General features: G+C 71.5%; 15 protein-coding genes. 9 read left to right on the top strand and 6 right to left on the bottom strand.

Going from position 1 to position 15,653, the window contains the following annotated elements; genetic code table 11:
* The 3 genes from MTS1_RS10160 to MTS1_RS10150 are packed head-to-tail and all read left to right on the top strand — an operon-like array spanning position 1 to position 2,884.
* A complete protein-coding gene (locus MTS1_RS10160) occupies positions 1 to 945 on the top strand; it encodes an SIS domain-containing protein (RefSeq protein WP_233494918.1) in 945 nt (314 codons plus the stop codon).
* Positions 942 to 1,910 carry an NAD(P)-dependent oxidoreductase gene (locus tag MTS1_RS10155; RefSeq protein ID WP_023953587.1) on the top strand — a complete coding sequence of 323 codons (969 nt, stop codon included), beginning with the start codon at positions 942 to 944 and terminating at the stop codon, positions 1,908 to 1,910. The genes MTS1_RS10160 and MTS1_RS10155 overlap by 4 nt, the downstream gene beginning before the upstream one ends.
* Positions 1,907 to 2,884 (top strand): phosphotriesterase, encoded by a 978-nt coding sequence (locus MTS1_RS10150; RefSeq protein WP_023953586.1) that lies wholly within the window; start codon positions 1,907 to 1,909, stop codon positions 2,882 to 2,884. The genes MTS1_RS10155 and MTS1_RS10150 overlap by 4 nt, the downstream gene beginning before the upstream one ends.
* A 30-nt stretch (positions 2,885 to 2,914) precedes the next feature.
* Here MTS1_RS10150 and MTS1_RS10145 read toward each other — a convergent pair whose 3' ends face one another.
* On the bottom strand, positions 2,915 to 5,377 hold the full coding sequence (locus MTS1_RS10145) for a glycoside hydrolase family 2 protein (RefSeq protein ID WP_023953585.1): 2,463 nt from the start codon (positions 5,375 to 5,377) through the stop codon (positions 2,915 to 2,917).
* Between the two features lie 133 nt (positions 5,378 to 5,510).
* Between MTS1_RS10145 and MTS1_RS10140 the strand changes: the two genes are divergently transcribed.
* The 6 genes from MTS1_RS10140 to eda are packed head-to-tail and all read left to right on the top strand — an operon-like array spanning position 5,511 to position 10,658.
* Positions 5,511 to 6,116 (top strand): glucose-6-phosphate isomerase family protein, encoded by a 606-nt coding sequence (locus tag MTS1_RS10140; protein ID WP_023953584.1) that lies wholly within the window; start codon positions 5,511 to 5,513, stop codon positions 6,114 to 6,116.
* Positions 6,109 to 6,828 (top strand): deoxyribose-phosphate aldolase, encoded by a 720-nt coding sequence (gene deoC / locus MTS1_RS10135; RefSeq protein WP_023953583.1) that lies wholly within the window; start codon positions 6,109 to 6,111, stop codon positions 6,826 to 6,828. The genes MTS1_RS10140 and deoC overlap by 8 nt, the downstream gene beginning before the upstream one ends.
* Positions 6,825 to 7,796: a shikimate dehydrogenase gene (locus MTS1_RS10130; protein ID WP_023953582.1), complete on the top strand. Its 972-nt coding sequence runs from the start codon at positions 6,825 to 6,827 to the stop codon at positions 7,794 to 7,796. The genes deoC and MTS1_RS10130 overlap by 4 nt, the downstream gene beginning before the upstream one ends.
* A 2-nt stretch (positions 7,797 to 7,798) precedes the next feature.
* Positions 7,799 to 9,310: an FGGY-family carbohydrate kinase gene (locus tag MTS1_RS10125; protein ID WP_023953581.1), complete on the top strand. Its 1,512-nt coding sequence runs from the start codon at positions 7,799 to 7,801 to the stop codon at positions 9,308 to 9,310.
* Complete coding sequence (locus MTS1_RS10120) at positions 9,307 to 10,032, top strand: SDR family oxidoreductase (protein ID WP_023953580.1); 726 nt, start codon at positions 9,307 to 9,309, stop codon at positions 10,030 to 10,032. The genes MTS1_RS10125 and MTS1_RS10120 overlap by 4 nt, the downstream gene beginning before the upstream one ends.
* Positions 10,032 to 10,658: a bifunctional 4-hydroxy-2-oxoglutarate aldolase/2-dehydro-3-deoxy-phosphogluconate aldolase gene (eda, locus tag MTS1_RS10115; protein ID WP_023953579.1), complete on the top strand. Its 627-nt coding sequence runs from the start codon at positions 10,032 to 10,034 to the stop codon at positions 10,656 to 10,658. Before MTS1_RS10120 ends, eda begins: the two co-directional genes overlap by 1 nt.
* Here eda and MTS1_RS10110 read toward each other — a convergent pair.
* From MTS1_RS10110 to MTS1_RS16475, 5 genes are read right to left on the bottom strand one after another with little or no spacing between them, the layout of a single operon-like run.
* On the bottom strand, positions 10,649 to 11,836 hold the full coding sequence (locus MTS1_RS10110; protein ID WP_023953578.1) for an ROK family transcriptional regulator: 1,188 nt from the start codon (positions 11,834 to 11,836) through the stop codon (positions 10,649 to 10,651). The genes eda and MTS1_RS10110 overlap by 10 nt on opposite strands.
* The gene (locus MTS1_RS10105; protein ID WP_023953577.1) at positions 11,820 to 13,112 is read right to left on the bottom strand and encodes an ATP-grasp enzyme; all 1,293 of its coding nucleotides are present in this window, start codon (positions 13,110 to 13,112) and stop codon (positions 11,820 to 11,822) included. The genes MTS1_RS10110 and MTS1_RS10105 overlap by 17 nt, the downstream gene beginning before the upstream one ends.
* The gene (locus tag MTS1_RS10100; protein WP_023953576.1) at positions 13,109 to 13,897 is read right to left on the bottom strand and encodes an ABC transporter ATP-binding protein; all 789 of its coding nucleotides are present in this window, start codon (positions 13,895 to 13,897) and stop codon (positions 13,109 to 13,111) included. Before MTS1_RS10100 ends, MTS1_RS10105 begins: the two co-directional genes overlap by 4 nt.
* Positions 13,894 to 14,745, bottom strand: coding sequence for an ABC transporter ATP-binding protein (locus MTS1_RS16480; RefSeq protein WP_023953575.1), 852 nt, complete (start codon positions 14,743 to 14,745; stop codon positions 13,894 to 13,896). Before MTS1_RS16480 ends, MTS1_RS10100 begins: the two co-directional genes overlap by 4 nt.
* Positions 14,742 to 15,650 (bottom strand): ABC transporter permease, encoded by a 909-nt coding sequence (locus MTS1_RS16475; protein ID WP_023953574.1) that lies wholly within the window; start codon positions 15,648 to 15,650, stop codon positions 14,742 to 14,744. The genes MTS1_RS16480 and MTS1_RS16475 overlap by 4 nt, the downstream gene beginning before the upstream one ends.
* Positions 15,651 to 15,653 lie beyond the last annotated feature (3 nt).

Here is a 15,653-nt window from a genome sequence, read left to right as displayed (position 1 = left end):
GTGACCACGGACACCGCACCCGGCGCATCCGGCACCACGGCAGCACGCACGGAGGACTCGAGCGACACGCTGCTGGAGCGCATCACCCGGCAGCTTCCGAGCCTGCGGCGATCAGAACAGCGCGTCGCAGCCATCGTGCTCGACAACCCCGTCGGGGCGGTGCAGTTCACGATGGCCGGGCTGGCCGAAGCCGCCGAGGTGAGCGAGCCGACGGTGATGCGCTTCTGCGCCTCGGTCGGGTGCGAAGGGTTCCAGGACTTCCGCATCCAGCTCGCTCAGACGCTCGCGCTCGGCCTGCCCGTGACGCACTCGTCGATCACACCCGACGACTCGAGCGCCGACCTGTCGGAGAAGATCTTCGACCACACGATCTCGAGCCTCGATCGGGCTCGCCGCACGCTCGACGCCGCGGCGGTCGAAGACGCCATCGCGCTGATCCTCGACGCATCCGACATCCTGTTCGTCGGCTTCGGCGCGAGCGGCATCATCGCGCAGGACGCGCAGCAGAAGTTCCCCCTCTTCGGCGTGCCGTGCCAGGCACCCGAAGACTTCCACCAGCAGTTCATCGCCGCGACGATGAGCGGCCCGCGCTCGGTCACCGTCGCGATCTCGAACACCGGCCACACCGAGCAGACGATGATCGTCGCCGAGGCGGCGCGCAAGGCCGGCGCGTCCGTCATCTCCATCACCGGACGCCAGAGCCCGCTGTCGGAGATCGCCACAGTGCCGCTGATCGCACGCACCTTCGAGGACACCGACGTCTACACGCCGTCGACCAGCCGCCTCGCCGGTCTCGTCGTCATCGACATCCTCGCCACGGGCGTCGCGCTGCGCCGCAGCCCCGAGCACACCGCAGCCATCCGGCGGATGAAAAGCGAGCTCGCGTCGATGCGCCACCGCGACGCCGACGACGAGCAGGCCGCGGGCGGCGAGCAGGCGTCGTGACGTCGGCCGCGCGCCGCCGGGTGCTGGTCACCTCGCGGTCGTTCGGCGGCGGCGGCACCGACTTCGCCGCCGAGCTGGACGCCGCCGGCTACGAAGTCGTGCGATCGAGCCCCGCTCACGACCTCGCGGAGCTCGAGGCGCTCCTGCCCGGCGTCGACGGATGGATCGCCGGCACCGGCCCGGTCACGGCGGCGCACCTCGAGCTCGCACCCGCACTGCGGGTCGTCGCACGCTACGGCGTCGGGATCGACAAAGTGGACGTCGCGGCGGCCGCGGCGCGCGGCGTCGTCGTCACCAACACCCCCGGAGCGAACTCGAGCGCGGTCGCCGAGCACACCGTCGCCCTCCTCCTGGCCGCCCTCCGGGGCGTGCCCGCCGCCGACCGCCGCGTGCGGGCGGGCGACTGGTCGGGCTGGCAGGCACGCGAGCTGTCGGCCCTCACCGTCGGAGTGCTCGGCCTCGGGCGCATCGGACGCCTCGTCATCGAGCGCCTCGGCGGATTCCGTCCGCGCGTGCTCGGTGCCGACCCCTGGGTGCCGACCGACGACCCGATCTTCGACGAGATCGAGCGAGCGTCCGCCGACGACCTCGCCCGATCGTGCGACGTCGTCACCCTGCACGCCCCCGGGGGCCAGACCGTCGTCGACGACGCCTGGCTCGGCGCATCCGATCGTCCGGTGCTGCTGGTGAACACCGCGCGCGCCGACCTCATCGACGAGGATGCCGTCGCCGCCGCGCTGCGCTCCGGCCGCGTCTGGGCCTACGCAGCCGACACCCTGGCGACCGAGAACCATGGCGAGGGCGCCTCACCCCTCCTCGCCCCCGACCTCGCCGATCGGGTCATCGTCACACCCCACCTCGCCGCCCAGACCCGCGAGGGCGTCGACGGCATGGGTCGCATGGCGACCGCCGATCTGCGTGCCGTGCTCGAGGGCCGTGAGCCGCGGCACCCGGTCGCGCCATGAGCGATGCCATGACCGGGATGCGCGGGCAGGTCCGCACGGTGACGGGCGACGTCGAGCCCGACGCCCTCGGCACCGTGAACTACCACGAGCACCTGTTTCAGCGCTCCCCGCTGCTGCCGGGCGACGACCTCGACGACGAAGACGCCTCGGGGCGCGAGGCAGCCGAGCTGCGAGAGTCGGGCTTCGCCGCGCTCGTCGACGCGACCCCGCTCGGCCTGGGACGACGACCTGACGCGATCCGCCGCATCTCGCGCGCCACGGGCCTCACCGTCGTCATGACCACCGGCGTCCACCGCCGCGAGCACTACGCCGCGGACCACCCGCTGCTCCGGGCATCCGAGGACGAGCTCGTGGCCGCATTCCACCGCGACCTGACGGTCGGTGCCGCCGAGGGGCTCTCGCCGGCGTCCCTCGACTCGGAGCCCGACCAGGATGCCGCGCCGCGCGCCGGGGTGCTCAAGGCCGGCCTCGGCTATTGGCGCATCGATGACGCCGCCCGCCGGGCGATCGCCGCGGTCGGAGCCGCTCATCGCGACACCGGCGCCCCGGTCATGGTGCACCTCGAGCACGGCTCGGCCGCCCACGAGGCCCTCGACGCCCTCGCGTCCGTCGGCGTCGCAGCCGATCGCGTCGCGCTCGCCCACATCGACCGCAATCCCGACCCGGGCCTGCACGCGGAGCTCGCCGCGCGCGGCGCGTTCCTCGGTTACGACGGCGCTGCGCGGGCGCGCGACTGGCCCGACGCGGTGCTGATCGACTGCCTCACCGAGACCGCGCGGCGCGGCGGCGCCGACCGCGTGCTGCTCGGGGGCGACGTCGCCCGCGCGACGCGGTACCGCGCCTACGGCGGCATCCCGGGCCTGCGCTATCTCGGCGACCGCTTCGTGCCACGCCTGCGCGACGCCGCCGGCGACGACGTCGTCGATCGCGTCCTGCGACGGAACCCCGCCGCCTGGCTAGCCTGGCGCGTCTGACGCGAGCGAGCCGGCGGCGGGGACTTTCCGTCAGACGCGGACGGGGTTCAGATCGCCGGCCGAGCGGATGATGCCGGGCGCCGTGAAGACGTGCGGATCGATCCCGGCAGGGGCCGTGATGGTGAACGTCTCGCTCTCTCCGGGAAGCAGCGTCACGAGGCCGCGATCCACTCGCGCCGTCGCGTCGATGCGGTCGACCTGCAGCACGAGGTCCTTCACGAGCGATCGAGCCGTCATGCGCACCTCGTAGCCCGCATCGGTCGCGACCGCGGAGGCCTCGAACCCATCGGGCTCGAGCGCGAGCATGGGGTCCTCGGCGAAGTACCAGAGTGCGCGCTCCTCGGTCGACAGCTCGGCGGCGATCAGCTCGCGGGCCGGATCCGACGCCGTGGCGACTGTGTCGGGCACCGGCACCGTCACCGCCTGGCGGGGTGCGATGCTCACCGTGGCCGGCTCGTCGGCCGAGACCGCACCCTCGAACCCGATACGCCGCAGCGACAGCGCGGCATCCCACACCGCATCCGTGTCGTTGTGCAGGACGACGGCCAGGCCCCGCCCGCGTGGCTGGATGGTGACGAAGCGGTCGGCGTACACGGCGCGCAGCGCGTGCCACAGCGGCTTGCGATGACCGTGCCCATCGACGGCGGCCCACGAGATGACCGGCCAGCAGTCGTTGAGCTGCCAGACGATCGCACCCTGGTTGAGGGGATGCAGAGACCGGAAGTGCTCGATCCCGAAGCGCACAGCGCGCGCCTGATTGAGCTGAGTCGCCCAGTGCCAGTCCTCGATCGAGCGCGGCGCGGCGATATGGGCGCCGAGGCCCCGCTCGAGCTTGCCGTTGCCGTCCTGCGCCTTCTGGTGCACGAGCATGAGCGGGCCGTACGGGTCGGCCGGCTCATCGTGGACGACGGAGAACAGCGTCGACCATGCGGGCGGACCTTGGAAGCCGAACTCGGATACGAACCGCGGGCGGTACGTGCGGTAGACGTCGTAGTCGACCTGATTCCAGACGTCCCAGATGTGCGTCGTGCCGTGCGCGGGGTCGTTGGGGTGCACGTACGAGCTGAAGCCGTACGGGCTTCCGGGCGAGTAGGGCGTCGTGGGCGCGAGCTCGGCCACGATCTCGGGGAAGAGCCGCTGGTAGTAGCCGTCGCCCCACGTCGCACCGCGCAGCCGGGGCCGCCACTTCCAGTCGACCCAACCCCAGATGTTCTCGTTCCCGCCGTTCCAGATCACGAGGCTCGCGCGGCCGGTCAGGCGGGCGACGTTGTCGCGCGCCTCAGCGGCGAACTCGTCCCACAGCTCGGCGTCCTCGCTGTAGGCCGCGCACGCGAGCAGGAAGTCCTGCCAGACCAGGATGCCGCGCTCGTCGGCGAGGTCGTAGAAGTCCTCCGACTCGTAGATCCCGCCGCCCCAGACGCGCAGCAGGTTCATGTTCGCGTCGACGGCGTCGTCGAATCGCTCGGCGAGACGCTCGCGCGTCACGCGCGGAAAGAAGGTGTCCTCGGGAATCCAGTTCGCGCCCTTGATGTACACGGGACGACCGTTGACGACGAGCGCGAAGGGGCTGCCATCCTCGTCCGCCTCGACGTCGAGCCTCACCGAGCGGAAGCCGATGCGACGACCGGCCTCGACCTCGCCGACCGCGACCCGCAGGTCGTACAGCGGCTGGTCGCCGTAGCCCCGGGGCCACCACAGCTCGGCATCCGCGGCGCGCAGCGACAGGGTCACGCGAGCGTCACCGTGCGCGACCGATGCGGCAGCACGCGCGCCCGCGACCTCGGCCACGATCTCGCGGGCCCCCGTGCCGGCGGCATCCGCGTCGAGCGCCTGCCACTCAAGCTCGACGTGAACGTCGACCCGCCGCGGGTCGTCATCGACGCCGATGACGGGACGAAGGGCGGCGATGCGGACGTCGCTCCAGCCCTCGATGCCGATGTCACGCCAGATGCCGGCCGTCACCACGGCGGGACCCCAGTCCCACCCGAAGTTGCACGCCGACTTGCGGATCGTGTTGAAGGGATGGACGTATGAGTGCGGACGCTCACCCAGGACCGCCTCCCGCTCACGGGCGTAGGCGATGGGCGACGAGAACTCGACGCGCAGGACGTTGTCGCCCTCGCGGAGCAGCGCGCCGAGCCGCCACCGGTAGGTGCGGTGCTGATTGACGGTTCGGCCCAGCTCTCGACCGTTCAGACTCACGCGAGCGACGGTATCGAGCCCGTGCGCGACGAGGTCGTGGATCGCCTCGCCGTCGTCCGACCAGGCGAAGGTCGTCTCGTACGCCCAGTCGGAGTGACCGATCCAGGCGAGCGCCGACTCGTTGTCGTCGATGTAGGGGTCGGGGATCAGGCCGGCGGCCAGCAGATCGGTGTGCACGACTCCGGGCACCGTCGCAGGGATGCTCGAACGAGTGGTCTCGGCGAAGGTCTCCGGCACGTCTCCAGCGACGTGCGTGAGGTGCCAGCCGGAATACAGGGCATGGAAAGTCACCCTCTAGAAGTAGCACAACTACCGGAATACCGCGCCTCCTGCCGCGCTTACGCGCGTTCGTTGCACCTCGCACGCCTATTCACGTAGTATCACTACCGATCCGAGACCCGGGTCGTGATGAATGGATGTGAGCATGTGCGCCGCTGCACGACCGGCTGAACCCGCCGCCCTCACCGTCGAGGCCCTCGCCGGAGCTCTCGCGGGTCCCACCGAACGGTACGAGAAGCACCTCGCCGACCTGCGCGGCCTCTACCGCGATGCCGAAGCCTTCGAGACCGCCGTCGCGGCCGATGACGGGACTCCCGTGTACTGGGTCGACAGCAGCACACCCGACACCGGCCGCGGAGCCCTCACGATCGGGCTCAGCGTGCTGCGCCCCGGCCGAGTCGGCGACGAATGGGCGATGACGCGCGGCCACCTGCACGCACAGGCCGAATTCGCGGAGCTGTACTTCGGCATCTCGGGGTCGGGCGTCATGCTCCTCGACAGCGTCGACGGAGAGTCTCGGGCCCTGCCGATCGCACCCGGCGTCGCCGTCCACGTGCCGGGCGGATGGGTGCACCGCAGCGTCAACGTCGGCGACGAGCTGCTCGTGACACTGTTCGCGTACGCGACCGAGGCGGGGCAGGACTACGGCATCATCGAACGCGCGGGCGGGATGAGCCAGCTCGTGGTCGCCGACGACACCGGCGGCTGGACCACCCGCCCCAATCCGGACCACGGAGGCTACCGTGCCTGACACCACCATCGCACCCGGCGCCGAGAGCGTCCTGGCCGACCTCGCCGCGCATATCGACATCAGCTGCGTCCAGGCGCAGCACGCGCGCGCCGACGTCGAGGAGCTCGCGCGGCGCGCCGTCGCGGGAGGCTTCGTCAGCGCGCATGTCCTTCCGGGGTGGCTCCCCGTCATCCGCGAGCTGCTCACCGGGTCTCGCGTCCTCGCCGGATCGCCCGTCGGCTTCCCCAGCGGCGGTGCGACCACCGCGACGAAGGTCGCCGAGGCGCGCGAGCTGCTCGATCTCGGCGCGCAGGAGCTCGACGTCGTCGTGGCGATCGGCCGCCTGCGCTCGGGCGAGACCGACTACGTGACCGACGAGCTCGCCGCGGTCGCGGACGTGGTCGGCGGACGGGTGCCGCTGCGCGCGATCCTCGAGGTCGGGCACCTCGACGAGGCCGCGATCCGCCGTGGCGTGGATGCCGCCGTCGCGGCCGGAATCCCGTGGATCAAGACGGGCACCGGGTGGTCGGGCCGCCCCACGACGATCGATCACATCCGGATCATCGCCGACCAGGTCGACGGCCGCGCCGCCATGAAGGCCGCCGGCGGCATCCGCGACATCGAGACGATCCGGACCATGGCGGCCCTGGGGGTCACCCGGTTCGGCATGAACGCCGACTCGGCCGTCGCGGCGGTCGCGGCGGCGGCAGGCGAACGGGGAGACGACGCATGAGCATCATCCAGACCATGAACGCGGCCGAGCTGCGGCCGGCGCAGACCCCGACGCTCTACTTCATCGGCGTGACGACCGGCCGATCGTCGATCCAGCAGGTGTTCCCACGCTGGGCCGACGAGCTCGGGCTCGACGGCGCCGTGCTGCAGGGCATCGACCTGCCCCTCCATGCACCGCGTGAGGACTACCGCCGGGTCGTCGAGTTCATCGCGAACGACCCGTTGAGCCTCGGCGCCCTCGTCACCACCCACAAGATCGACCTCTACGCCGCCTGCGCCGACATGTTCGACGAGATCGACCCGTTCGCGCGCCTCATGGGCGAGACGAGCTGCATCTCCAAGCGCGGCGGGCGGCTCATCTGCCACGCGAAGGACCCGATCTCGAGCGGCCTCGCCCTCGACGCGTTCCTGCCCCGCGGGTACTGGGACGGCTCGGGTGCCGACGCCCTCTGCATGGGTGCCGGTGGCTCGACGATCGCCATCAGCTGGTACCTCTCGCGTCGTGAGTCGGGCGCCGACCGCCCCCGGCGCATCATCGTCACCAACCGGTCGGCGCAGCGCCTCGACCACATCCGCGCGATCCATGCCGAGCTCGATACCGACACCGTCTTCGAGTACGTCCTGACTCCGACGCCCGAAGACAACGATCGCGTGCTCGCCGGTCTCGCGCCGCGCTCGCTCGTGGTCAACGCGACCGGTCTCGGCAAGGACGCGCCCGGCTCGCCGCTCACCGCCGCCGGTGTCTTCCCCGAGCACGGCGTCGCGTGGGACCTCAACTACCGCGGCGACCTCGTGTTCCTCGACCAGGCACGTGCGCAGGAGCAGTCCCGCGCACTACAGGTCGAAGACGGATGGATCTACTTCGTGCACGGCTGGACGCAGGTGATCGCCGAGGTGTTCGACGTCGACATCCCCACCTCGGGAGCGTCGTTCGACCGGCTCGGCGAGCTCGCCGGCTCGACGCGCTGACGATGACCGACCTCGGCGCGGCGCCAGACCTCGTCCTGGCCTACGACCTCGGCACCGGGGGCTGCAAGGCCTCGTTGTGGACGCCCGCGGCGACGATGCTCGCCGAGACCGTCGTGCCCTACCCGACGAGCCATCCCGCGCCCGGACGCAACGAGCAGAGACCGGCCGACTGGTGGGATGCCGTCGCCGCGTCGACCCGGCAGCTGCTGGAACGCTCCCCCGGAGCACGCGAGCGCATCGCCGGCATCGCCCTGTCGGGTCAGAGTCTCGGCGCCGTCCAGATCGACGACGACGGCGAGCTCGTCGCTCCCACGACCCCGATCTGGTCCGACACCCGCGGGCGCCCGGATGCCGTCTTCGGCGACCTGTCCGAGGCCGAGTGGTACCGGCGCACCGGCAACGGGTTCGGGGCCGCGCTGTACCCGCTGACGAAGGCCGCCGCGTTCCGCGCGGAAGACCCCGGCTCCTGGGCGCGCACGCGGCACCTCGTCGGATCGAAGGACTGGATCAACCTGCGCCTGACCGGCCAGCTCGCGACCGACCCCTCGATGGCGTCGGGCAGCGGAGCCTACGACCTCGCGACGGGCGACTACGACGACGAACTACTCGCCGCCGCCGACCTCCATCGCGACGTTCTTCCGCGCATCGCGCCGTCGTCGGAGCGGGTGGGCTCGCTCACCCGGGCGGCCGCCACAGCGCTCGACCTGCCGACCGGCATCCCCGTGTTCGCCGGCGCCGTCGACAACGCGGCCATGGCACTCGGCTCGCGCGGCACCGCCGAAGGGCGCATCTACGCCGCGCTGGGGTCGTCGAGCTGGATCACCGTCACCTCGGCGCGACCGGTCATCGATGAGCACGCGCGTCCCTACGTCTTCGCGCACGCGATCCCCGGCATGTTCGTCAGCGCCCTGTCGACCTTCAGCAGCGGCACGAGCCTCGAGTGGCTGCACGCGACCCTCGCGCCGGGCACCGACACCGCGGCGTTCATCGATCTCGCGGCCGGCAGCGTCCCCGGGGCCCGCGGCGTGAGCTTCGTCCCCACCCTCGCCGGCGGCACTCCGCTCGAGGGCGGCAGCGGTGTCCGGGGCGGCTTCACGGGTCTCCACCTGGGCGCCGGTCCCGCCGACCTCGTACGCGCCTGCCTCGAAGGCATCGCGTTCTCGCTCGACCGCAGCCTGACGCTCATGCGCGAGCTCAGCGGCTCGCGCGAGGCGCTGCTCATCACCGGCGGCGGCAGTCGTTCTCCTCTGTGGAACGGCATCTATGCCGACATCCTGCGATCTCCCCTGCAGCGCTCGGCCGTGGACCAGCAGGCCGCGACGCTCGGCGCGGCCGCCATCGCACTCGTCGGACTCGGCATCTGGGACGACTACGGGCGAACGGATGCCGCGCACACGGGCCTCGACGAGATCGTGCCGACCTCACCCGAGTCGTACGCCGGCGCCCGAGATCGATTCGACGCGGCCGTCTCGGCGCTCGCCTCCCTCACCCCGACACAGGAGAACTCCTCATGACCGACCTTCCCCTCGTCGTCATCACCGGCGCGAGCTCCGGCATCGGCGCCGCCACCGCGCGGGCCTTCGCCGCCGCAGGCCACCCCCTGCTGCTCATCGCCCGTCGCCTCGAGCCCATGGTCGAGCTCGGCCTCGAGAACGCCGAGCTCGCCGCCGTCGACGTCACGGACACCGCGGCGGTGGCCGACGCGCTCGCCCGCGCCGAGGAGCGCTTCGGCCCCGCCGACCTGCTGGTCAACAACGCGGGGCTCATGGCCCTGTCGGCGGTGGCCGAGCAGGATCCCGCGCTCGTCCAGGAGCAGTTCGACGTCAACTGCGTCGCGCTCATGAAGAACAGCCAGCTCGTGCTGCCCGGGATGCAGGCGCGCCGCCGCGGCACGATCGTCAACATCGGCTCGATCGCGGGCAAGCAGCTGTACACCGACCACACCGTCTACAACGGCACGAAGTACGCCGTCCACGCCATGACCGAGGGGCTTCGCCGCGAGAACGCCGCTCACGGCGTGCGGGTGCTGCTCGTCGCCCCGGGGATGGTCGACACCGGTCTGCTCGGCAACACCGGCGAGGGCGCCGTCCTCGACGGCTACCTCGACTACAAGAGCAGCATCGGCGGCGGCCTGCGTCCCGGCGACATCGCGCAGGCGATCCTGACCGCCTACCAGCTGCCCCAGCACATCAGCTTCCGCGAGATCGTGGTCGCCCCGACGTCGCAGGACGCCTGATGAAGCGTGGGGGCATCCCCGACGCCGGACCGCTGCGCGGCGAACCGATCGTGCCGGTCGTGGTGCTGCACGATGCGGATGACGCGCACCCTCTCGCCGACGCGCTCGTGGCCGGCGGCATCCGGTGCGCTGAGATCACGCTGCGGACCGCAGCGGGCATCGACGCCATCCGCGCGCTGCGCGATCGTGGCGACATCCTCGTGGGCGCCGGCACCGTCGTCGACCCCGACCAGGTCGACGCGGTCGTCGAGGCGGGAGCCGCATTCGCCGTCTCGCCGGGCTTCGACGCGGACGTCGTCGACCGCTGCACCGAGCGCGGCCTGCCGATCGTGCCCGGCGTCGCCACGGCCAGCGACATCCAGGCGGCGCTGCGCCGCGGCCTCCGCTATCTGAAGCTCTTCCCCGCGGGACTCGTCGGCGGCCTCGCCGCGGTCCGGGCGTTCGCCGGCCCGTTCCCCGACGTGCGGTTCCTGCCGTCGGGCGGGGTCTCGGCCGCCAACGCCGCGGAGTACCTCGCCGACCCCGCCGTGTTCGCCGTCAGCGGCTCGTGGATGGTGCCGGCCGACGCGCTCCGCGCCGGCGATTGGGATGCCGTCGAGCGCCTCTCGCGCGCCGCTCAGACCTGAGCCCGCGGACCCGCCAGCGCCTCGCGCAGCACGATCGCGGCACCGCCGAGGGCGGCCGAGCGGCTCGGGTCGGCCGAGGCCACGACCCGCACGGGGTGAGAACGGCGCGCGAAGAAGGTGTCGTCCAGGACCGAGCCGATCCGTTCGGCGAACACGGGCCCGGCGCCCGCGAACCCGGCCCCTGTGAGCACGACGAGGTCGAGGTCCAGGAGGTTCACGAGGCTCGTCACCGCGACGGCAAGCGCATCCGCCGACTGCGCAACCGTGTCGACGGCGTGGGGGTCGTCGCCCCCGCCCGCGCGCGCCGCGATGTCGATCCAATCGCGACGCTCGCCCGACACGGCGAAGTAGCGTTCCTCCGCCGCGGGCGGTGCGGCGAACAGCTCGAGACAGCCGCGGTTGCCGCAGTGGCAGCGCGGTCCGTCGAGGTCGATCGACACGTGACCGATCTCCCCCGCGTTACCGCTGATGCCGCGAAGCAGCTCGCCCGCGATCATGATGCCGGCCCCGATACCGATGCCCATGTGGATCGTGGCGAACGTCCCTTGGCCGTTCGTCGCGCGCGACCAGTACTCCCCCGCGGCAGCGGCGGTCGCGTCGTTCTCCATGACGACCGGCAGGGCGAGAGCCTCGGCGAGCGCGTCGCGAATGCTGAAGTCCGACCAGGGCAGCGATGACGGCAGCTGCACGGCGGCTCCACTCAGGATGTCGATCGGCCCCGGCACGACCATGCCCACACCCGCGACGATCTCGCGCTCGATGCCCGCCTCGGCGATGATCGAGTCGACCTCGTCCGCGATGCGCCGGACGACCTCGGCCGGCTCGAGACGGTCGGCCCCCGGCCCGGAGCGCTCGGCGACGAGCTCGCCCCACACGTTGACCACGACGTACGAGGTCGCGGCGAACCCCAGCACGATGCCGATCGCGTAGCGCGAGTCGGGCCGCGCCTCGAGGAGCGTCCGCCGTTTGCCGCCGGTCGGCTCCCCGACGCCGGTTTCGACGACGAGACCGTCGGCGATGAGGTCGCGGACGACGGTGGTCATGGTCGCGGGTGTCAGCGCGGTCGCCTCCGCGAGCTCGGTGCGGCTGATCGGGCCCGCCACCCGGATGAGCTCGAGCACGACCGCGCGGGTGGGGCGCCGCGCGGGCGCGGCATCCGGCTCAGGGCCGGGACGCATCGGCGTGCCTGTCGGCGGCCCGTCGCGGCAGCAGGGCGAGGGTCGTACCGAGCGGGTCGGGCATCACGAAGTGCCCGAACGTGTCGTTGGCGAAGAACATGACGCCGTCCAGCATCCCACTCAGCTCGCCGTAGACGGCCCGCTGGCGATGCCAGAAGTGCGGCGAGTCGAGGTAGACCCGATACCAGTACCAGGGGTCGACGAAGTCGAGCGAGTAGATGATCTCGAGCTCGCCCCCGAGGCGATCGCGCAGCGCGATCTTGCTGCGAGCCGATTCGGCGATGTTGTCTTCGCGCGCGAGGACGGCGAAGTTCGACACGACGATGCCGCTCAGCGCCGCATACGCCTCGTCGGTCATGCCCCAGACGTCCTGCTCCACCTCGACGGGCCAGAACGAGTCCTGCCAGTAGATCCGCGCGCCGGCACCTGCACCCGCACCGGTGCCCGCACCCACACCAGCGTCGAGCAACTCGCGCAGCCGCGTGAAGAACCGCGTGACCGACGCGCGCCGTTCGGGAGTCGACTCCACAGCGTGCTCGGGATGCCAGATTCCGATGAGGCCGAACTGATTCCCGAGCGTGATGCCATCGAGCCCGAAGTCGGCGACGAACGCCGCGATCTGGCGTGCGGCGAAACGCTCGACCGGCTCGCCCGCCGGGATGCCGCTCGGATACGCCGCGTACGCCTCGGAGTCGGCGTCGAGCACCGCGGCGACATCGAGGAGACCCGGGGCGATGTTGCCGCCGGCATCCACCCATCCGGACGCCGCCTCGGGGTGCCGCTCGGTCTTCCACACGCACGCGCAGAACTCCGAGCCCGGCTCGAGGTACTCGAGCAGCACGAGCGGGATGCCGCGCCGCCGCGCCTCGTCGCGGAATGATCGGTAGATCGCGGCGAGCGTCGCGTAGTCCATGGGCTGCTCGCTCAGCACGAACGCCGGACCGGCGTGGTACGGATTCCCCGCGATGACCCGGTCCTCCCGCGCGACGCGCAGCCAGTGGCCGTTGTGGTCTCGCGTCGAGACGGCGGTGCCGACGTAGGAGTTGTAGCGGCCCCAGTCGAATCTCGTCGCCCCGTGCCCAGTGCCCGGGTATGCGAGCACATGATCGCCGTTACCGGCGCAGAAGGTGACGACGACCTCGTCGACGCGGTCGAACCAATCGGCGTAGTGATCGAAGAACGCCGCGACTCCGGGCTGCGGATCGGCGAGGTCGGCGAAGATCTTCGGAGTCACCCACGTGTGCGCCCGCTGTGGGCGACGCGCCTCGCCGGTCATGAGGTCTCCGCGAAGCGGCGGTGCGGGTCGGGCGCCGCATCCGCGAGCCGCTGCGTATACGGGTGCTGCGGATGCAGGATGACGTCATCGGCCGGCCCGCGCTCGACGATCTCGCCGTGATACATCACGAGGATCTCGTCGGAGAAGTGCCGCGCGGTCGCGAGGTCGTGCGTGATGTACAGCACCGCGAGATCGTCCTGGCGCTGGATGTCGGCGAGCAGGCGGAGCACGCCGAGCCGGATGGAGACGTCGAGCATCGACACCGGCTCATCGGCGATCAGCACCCGCGGGGACGGCGCGAGAGCGCGCGCGATGGCGACCCGCTGTCGCTGCCCGCCCGACAGCTCGTGCGGGCGCCGATGCAGGTACTCGTCGGGATCGAGCTGCACGCGTTCGAGCAGCTCGGCGGCGGCCCGCTGCACCTGGGCCCGTCCCCGCGCACGCCCCGACATCACGAGGGGACGGGCGATGTGGTGATAGATCGAATGGAACGGGTTGAGCGAGGCGAACGGATCCTGGAACACCATCTGCACCGCGGTGCGGTACTCGCGTGCTGTGCGGCCGCGCGTCGGGGGCTTCTCGCCGTCGAGCAGGATCTCGCCGCCGCTGGGCTGCTCGAGCAGCAGGAGCATCTTGGCGATCGTCGACTTGCCGCTGCCGCTCTCACCCACCAGCGCGACGGTCTGCCCGTAGTCGATCGAGAGGTCGACGCCTTTCACCGCCTCGACGGCGCCGCGCCCCGTGCCGTAGGTCTTGCGCAGGCCGATGGCCTCGATCGCGCTCATGCGCCCTCCTCCGTCGTCGAGGTCGCCGCGCCGGCATACCCCAGTCGTTCGCCCGTGAGGCTCGGGAACGCGGCGAGCAGCTCACGCGTGTACGGGTCTCGCGGCCGGTGATAGATGTCTCGCGTCGAGGCGAGCTCGACGATCTCGCCGCGCCGCATGACCGCGATCCGGTCGCTGATCTCGAGCAGCAGCGGCAGGTCGTGCGTGATGAAGATGACGGCGAAGCCCAGTTCGTCGCGCAGCCGGGTGATCTCGGCGATGATCTCGCGCTGCACGACGACGTCGAGGGCGGTCGTCGGCTCATCCATGATCATCACCGGCGGGTCGAGCAGCAGCGCCATCGCGATCATGACGCGCTGGCGCATCCCGCCCGACAGCTCGTGCGCGTACGCGTCGAGCCGCTCGGCCGGCACTCCCACGACGCGCATGAGGTGCTCGCAGCGGTCGCGGCGCTCCTGCTTCGTCATCGTCGGGCGGTGCGTCGTCAGCACGTCCTCGAGCTGCGCGCGCACGCGCAGCACCGGGTTGAGCGCATTCATCGCACCCTGGAACACCATCGAGATGCGATCCCAGCGGAACGCCCGCAGTGCCGCGCCCTCGAGCTCGTCGACGCGCACCGGCTGGTCACCGCCCAGGAAGCGGACCGCCCCGCCGACGACCTCGGCCGGCGGCTTCAACAGCTGCGTGATGCCGTAGGCGAGGGTGGTCTTGCCGCATCCCGACTCGCCCGCGATGCCGAGGATCTCGCCGCGCCGCAACTCGAAGCTCACTCCCGCGACGGCGTGGACGACGGGGTCCGAGGCGTAGTCGATGCGCAGGTCCTCGATGCTCAGCACGATGTCGTTCACGAGAGGGCCTTCCGACGGGGACGCGCCGCGACGGGCAGACGCAGCTTGGGGTTCACGATCTCGTCGAGGGCGAAGTTGACGAGCGACAGCGCGGCACCGAGCGTCGCGATGAGCAGGCCCGGCGGCACGAACCACCACCATGCCCCGGCCCGCAGTGCCGAGTTCATCTGCGCGTCATAGAGCATGCGCCCCCACGTGTAGTCGCCCGTCACACCGAGGCCGAGGTACGACAGCCCCGCCTCGGCGAGGATCGCCGACACGACGCCGAAGATGAAGGACGACGCGAGGATGGGCAGCAGGTTCGGCAGGATCTCGACCGTGATGATGCGGAACGTGCGTTCGCCGGCGACGCGTGCAGCGGCGACGTAGTCGCGGTTGCGCAGGCTCAAGGTGACCGCGCGCAGCACGCGCGCGCCGCCGGCCCAGCTCGTGAGCGCCAGGATCAGGGCGACGACCCCGAGACCGCGGCTCTCGACGTAGCTCGACACGACGATGATGAGCGGCAGCCCCGGGATGACCAGGGCGATGTTCGTGATGAGCGAGAAGCCCTCGTCGAACCAGCGTCCCAGGTAGGCGCCGACGATGCCGAAGAACGCCGAGAGCACGAGGCTGAGCACGCCGACGACCACACCGATGAGCAGCGAGTTCGTCGTCGACACGGCGAGCTGCGCGAAGATGTCCTGCCCCTTCTGCGTCGTGCCGAGCCAGAACTCGGCGCTCGGCGGGGTGATCCCGATCGGGCGGATGCGGAACGGGTCGCCGACGAAGAGCGGGGCGACGAGGCCGAACAGCACGATGGCGCCCGTGATCGACAGTCCGACCACCAGCTTCGTGCTGACGGGGCGACGACGACGGCGGCGCGGCGACAGCTGCGCGAGGGTGGCGGTGACCGATTGCGACGACATCCG

The sequence above is a fragment of the Microbacterium sp. TS-1 genome (assembly GCF_000509385.1).
GTDB classification, from domain to species: domain Bacteria; phylum Actinomycetota; class Actinomycetes; order Actinomycetales; family Microbacteriaceae; genus Microbacterium; species Microbacterium arborescens.
Note: the sequence above shows the minus strand (reverse complement) of the source record. Positions and strands in the feature narration are given on the sequence as shown.